Raw genomic sequence first — 4,153 nt, 5'->3', positions numbered from 1 at the left:
TCGGTTGGTCCATGCAAGTTTGAGGTTTACACAAGTGGCTTTGACCTTCCGTTTATTCCACCGACTCACTACGATCCAAGCACGCACACAACCTATATTAATAAATACGACAGAACAGGGTCTTACGATAGTTTTGAAGGTATTCCAAAAAAAGTTTACTATGGAAATTAAATTGTGAAGTAGTTTAAATATCCGAGGGCTTGATTGCTCAAGCCCTTAAATTTCAATTTGAATTTTCTATTAATTTGATAAAATATAATAAAGAAAAAAGGAAGGAGAGAAAAATGGAAAAAATTAACTTGAGAAAGGCAAAAATCTTAGGAGAAATTGGTATTATGCTTTCTTTTCTTAGCACTGCTGTTAGTCTTTCTTTTCAGAGGTTTCAATGGGCTCCACAGAATCTTCCCTACAATTATGGGGGCTACGGTTCACTTATGCTCAATGTCTCGCTTTCTTTAACATCTACTTTATCTATGGTTTTGCTTCTGTTAGCATTTTATGAAATCTCAAAACGGACGCAGGAAAGAGCAATATTCTCAAACTATTTAACTTCACTTCTTATTGGTCTTATTGGAGCAGTCGCAATTGGGGTTGCTGCGATAGTATTTGCTAATAGTCTTAAACATATGTCAGGAATAGTAATTGCGACAATAGGAATTTTTGCGATTGCAGTTATTATTGCTTCAATGTACTTTTTAAGTAAAAGCCTTAAACGGACAGGTGAAGTTTTAGAAAATGATTATTTTGTTAAAGCAGGGACATTTATGCTCTATGGTGCGTATTTGCTTGTAATTTTGGTTGGAGCAATTCTTTCATTAATAGCGGCTGTATACGTGGCTATAGGCTTTTTCACAATGAGAGAGGAGTTAGAAATAAACAGGGAATAAAGCAATTCTCAATATGCTACGACCCTTTTTCCTTAAACTTCTTTAAAAGCAACTTTGCGGTTTCTGTGCCTGCAACTCCACCAAGCCCTGTTTCTCTTAATTCCTCGGGTAGTTTTTCACCTATCCTTTTCATCGCAATGATTACCTCATCAAGAGGAATAAGTGTTCTTATGCCTGAAAGTGCCATTTGTGCAGAGGCAATCGCATTCACTGCACCCATTACATTTCGCTTGACGCAGGGGATTTCAACAAAGCCCCCAATAGGGTCGCACACAAGCCCAAGGACATTTTTCAAGGCAAAAGCAGAGGCGCTTTCAACTGCATCAATATCATCCGAAAAAAGAGAAACAATTGCACCTGCAGCCATTGACGATGCAGCACCAACCTCAGCCTGACAACCATGACGTGCACCAGACAAACTTGCAAGCATTTGAAACACTTCGCCAATCCCACCTGCCACAAAAAGCGCTTCGATTATTTTGTTTCTTTCAACACCCTTGAGTTTTGCAACAGTTAAAAGTGAACCAGGCAACACTCCGCAAGAGCCTGCAGTGGGGGCTGCAACAATTCTTCCCATACAAGCATTCATCTCAGAAACTGCAAGCGTATTTTTGATTACCTCGGTAAATTCTTCCGAAAGGAGGTGAAAGTTGGAATCCTTTGAAAATTCCTGTACCTTGTATGCCCATCCGTCAACAAAGCCTGTTTTTGATGTGTTTCTTCCCTTTAAGCCCTTTATGATTGACTCTTCCATTGCAGTAAGCGTCCTGTCCATCCTTGAGATAACAAAATCTGGATCCTTACCCTCGTTTAGAGCTTCGTACTGAATAAGGAATTTGCCCAAGGGGAGGTTTGAGCCCATTGCTTTTTCTTTTAATTCGGAAAAACTTCTGAATTTTATTTTCATTTTTTCACCTTACAATTCTTCAAGTCTTTCAACTGTCATTACTTCCAGAATATTTTTGTTTTCAAGAATAAGAGGAATTTTATCCTTTGGGAAATCGGAGTCGAGTTTAAAGACCGAAAGCGACTCGGAAACAGAAGAATCCCTTTCTATTTCTGCTTTTGCAATATTTATGTGAGCATCTGCAATTATTTTAGAAACATGTGCTATAATCCCAGGAACATCCTTTGCAACCACAATCAAGACTGGATGCCTTCCAAAAAGACTAACACTATACCCGTTAATGTTAGAGATGTGAATGAGCCCACCGCCAATTGATTCGCCCCACACGTAGAAGGACTTCCCATTATTATGGAATGTTATTTTAACTGCGTTTTCCCCAACATCCTCGTCAATACCTTTGAAGTTGAATTTGAAATTTATACCCATTTCTTTTGCAATTTCAAAGGACTTTAAAATGCGTTCGTCATCCACATTAAAACAGAGGATCCCTCCAAGTATCGCAAGGTCTGTGCCATGCCCGATACCAGATTCAGAGAAAGAATTGTATAGGTCAATTTCGACAAGGTCAAAAGGTTTATGAACGCCGTAAATTCTTCGAGCGTATTTTCCAATTCTTGCAGCTCCTGCTGTGTGCGAACTCGATGGACCAATCATCACAGGTCCAATAATATCAAATATTCCCATATTAAGATTATACACTTTTTAAATTGTTTTCGAAACCATTTCATAGTATAATATATAAGTGAAAGGAGGCAAATATGATTGCATTAATTCTGTATGTAATTCTTATCACTGCGATTGTCGCTGTTGCATTGAGAAGCGTTATCGTTGTAAGACAGGCAACTGCGGCAGTTATTGAAAGGCTCGGTCAGTATTCAAGGACACTACAACCAGGTCTTCATGTTCTCATACCTTTTATTGAAAGTGTTCGAAGGATTGTTGATTTAAGAGAACAGGTCTGGGATTATCCTCCACAGGATATCATAACCAAAGACAATGTCGTCGTAAAGATAGACAATGTTATGTACTATATGGTTACTGATCCTGTAAAGGCTGTTTACGAAGTGCAGGATGTAGATCAGGCAATACTCAAACTCACACAAACTGCAATAAGGAATGTATGTGGTAATTTAACTCTTGATGAATTGTTAACATCGAGAGAAAAGATTAATGAAATTTTGAGGCACGACCTCGATGTTGCAACTGACCCCTGGGGAATAAAGATTACGAGGGTTGAAATAAAGACGATTATGCCGCCTCCAGAAATTCAAGAAGCAATGACAAAGCAGATGAAGGCAGAGCGTGACAAGAGGGCAACAATACTTGAAGCAGAAGGAATAAAACAAGCAGCAATTCTAAAGGCGGAGGGAGAAAGGCAAGCAAAAATTCTCACTGCAGAAGGTGAAAAACAGGCACAGATTTTAAGAGCGGAAGGTGAGGCACAGGCACTTCTTACGGTTGCAAAGGCAAAAGGTGATGCAGCAGAAGTATACTTCCAGGGCATTCACAGAGGGAATCCTACAAAAGATGTTATTGCCGTTAATTACCTTGAAACCCTCAATAAGATTGCAGATGGTAAAGCAACAAAGATATTCCTTCCTTACGAGTCATCTGCACTGCTTGGTTCCTTGGGCACTATAAAGGAGATATTCACAGGCGATAAAGAAGGAGATGGAACACAAGATAACAAGGAAAAATAGAAGGAAGGCATTTATATGCTCGAAACCAATTTGACGGTTTTTTGGTTGATAGTTTTGGCAGTTTCAGTAATTATTGAGATAAGTACTACAACATTCTTTGCTATATGGTTTGGAGTGTCTGCAATTGTTACGCTTATCTTGAACCTGATAGATGTCCCGCTTAACATCCAGATAGCAGTTTTCATACTGCTTACTACAGCACTCATACTTTCTTCCGAGTTTATTTTGAAGAAACGCTTTCACATACTGGGAAAACCATACAGGAGTAATGTTAATGCAATTATAGGGAAAACCGGCGTTGTTACGAAGGAAATTGACGGCATTTCGTACAAAGGCGAAGTGCTTTTGGATGGAAGGTACTGGTCTGCAATAAGCGCTGATGGATCGACTATTCCTGCGGGAACGAAAGTTGAAGTTATTAATATCGAGGGCGTAAAACTCATCGTAAAGAAAAAAGAATAGAAAATCTCGGGGTATAGGGCTTTTCCCTATGCCCCTTTCTTCGGGAGGTTTTTATGGCAATTGTTGAATTTACCGTAATCCCTGCAGTCTCTGAAGAAAAAATATACGAAATAGTGGATAAGGCAATAAAAGTTGTAATTGATTCAGGGCTTAAATACGAAGTTGGAGCAAATAGCACAACAGTTGAAGGACCGCTT

The 4,153-nt window shown here is 39.1% G+C and carries 7 protein-coding genes; 5 read left to right on the top strand and 2 right to left on the bottom strand.

Annotated features, from left to right (window positions below):
* A partial coding sequence (locus tag JHC30_03700) for a hypothetical protein (GenBank protein MCI4463257.1) occupies positions 1–171 on the top strand: 171 nt, incomplete at its 5' end.
* A 113-nt stretch (positions 172–284) separates the two neighbouring features.
* Positions 285–887 carry a DUF996 domain-containing protein gene (locus tag JHC30_03695; GenBank protein MCI4463256.1) on the top strand — a complete coding sequence of 201 codons (603 nt, stop codon included), beginning with the start codon at positions 285–287 and terminating at the stop codon, positions 885–887.
* A gap of 16 nt (positions 888–903) precedes the next feature.
* On the opposite strand, the gene sdaAA is transcribed toward JHC30_03695, so the two are convergent.
* Both sdaAA and sdaAB read right to left on the bottom strand, forming a co-directional pair.
* Positions 904–1,794, bottom strand: a complete 891-nt coding sequence (sdaAA, locus tag JHC30_03690) for an L-serine ammonia-lyase, iron-sulfur-dependent, subunit alpha (GenBank protein MCI4463255.1) — start codon at positions 1,792–1,794, stop codon at positions 904–906.
* Between the two features lie 9 nt (positions 1,795–1,803).
* Positions 1,804–2,478 (bottom strand): L-serine ammonia-lyase, iron-sulfur-dependent subunit beta, encoded by a 675-nt coding sequence (sdaAB, locus tag JHC30_03685; GenBank protein ID MCI4463254.1) that lies wholly within the window; start codon positions 2,476–2,478, stop codon positions 1,804–1,806.
* 74 nt (positions 2,479–2,552) lie between these two features.
* Here sdaAB and JHC30_03680 point away from each other — a divergent pair, with 74 nt between their 5' ends.
* The 3 genes from JHC30_03680 to JHC30_03670 form a co-directional block, all read left to right on the top strand.
* Complete coding sequence (locus JHC30_03680; protein ID MCI4463253.1) at positions 2,553–3,494, top strand: SPFH/Band 7/PHB domain protein; 942 nt, start codon at positions 2,553–2,555, stop codon at positions 3,492–3,494.
* A gap of 15 nt (positions 3,495–3,509) precedes the next feature.
* The gene (locus JHC30_03675; protein MCI4463252.1) at positions 3,510–3,956 is read left to right on the top strand and encodes an NfeD family protein; all 447 of its coding nucleotides are present in this window, start codon (positions 3,510–3,512) and stop codon (positions 3,954–3,956) included.
* A 53-nt stretch (positions 3,957–4,009) separates the two neighbouring features.
* On the top strand, positions 4,010–4,153 hold a 144-nt coding region (locus JHC30_03670; protein MCI4463251.1), incomplete at its 3' end, for a thiamine-binding protein.

Source organism: Caldisericum sp., from assembly GCA_022759145.1.
In the GTDB taxonomy this organism is placed as follows: Bacteria; Caldisericota; Caldisericia; order Caldisericales; family Caldisericaceae; genus Caldisericum.
Note: the sequence above shows the minus strand (reverse complement) of the source record. Positions and strands in the feature narration are given on the sequence as shown.

Bases quoted from the DNA above. Each gene is read 5' to 3' on its own strand.
- sdaAA (MCI4463255.1), bottom strand. From the start codon at position 1,794: ATGAAAATAAAATTCAGAAGTTTTTCCGAATTAAAAGAAAAAGCAATG.
- JHC30_03680 (MCI4463253.1), top strand. From the start codon at position 2,553: ATGATTGCATTAATTCTGTATGTAATTCTTATCACTGCGATTGTCGCT.
- JHC30_03695 (MCI4463256.1), top strand. From the start codon at position 285: ATGGAAAAAATTAACTTGAGAAAGGCAAAAATCTTAGGAGAAATTGGT.
- sdaAB (MCI4463254.1), bottom strand. From the start codon at position 2,478: ATGGGAATATTTGATATTATTGGACCTGTGATGATTGGTCCATCGAGT.
- JHC30_03675 (MCI4463252.1), top strand. From the start codon at position 3,510: ATGCTCGAAACCAATTTGACGGTTTTTTGGTTGATAGTTTTGGCAGTT.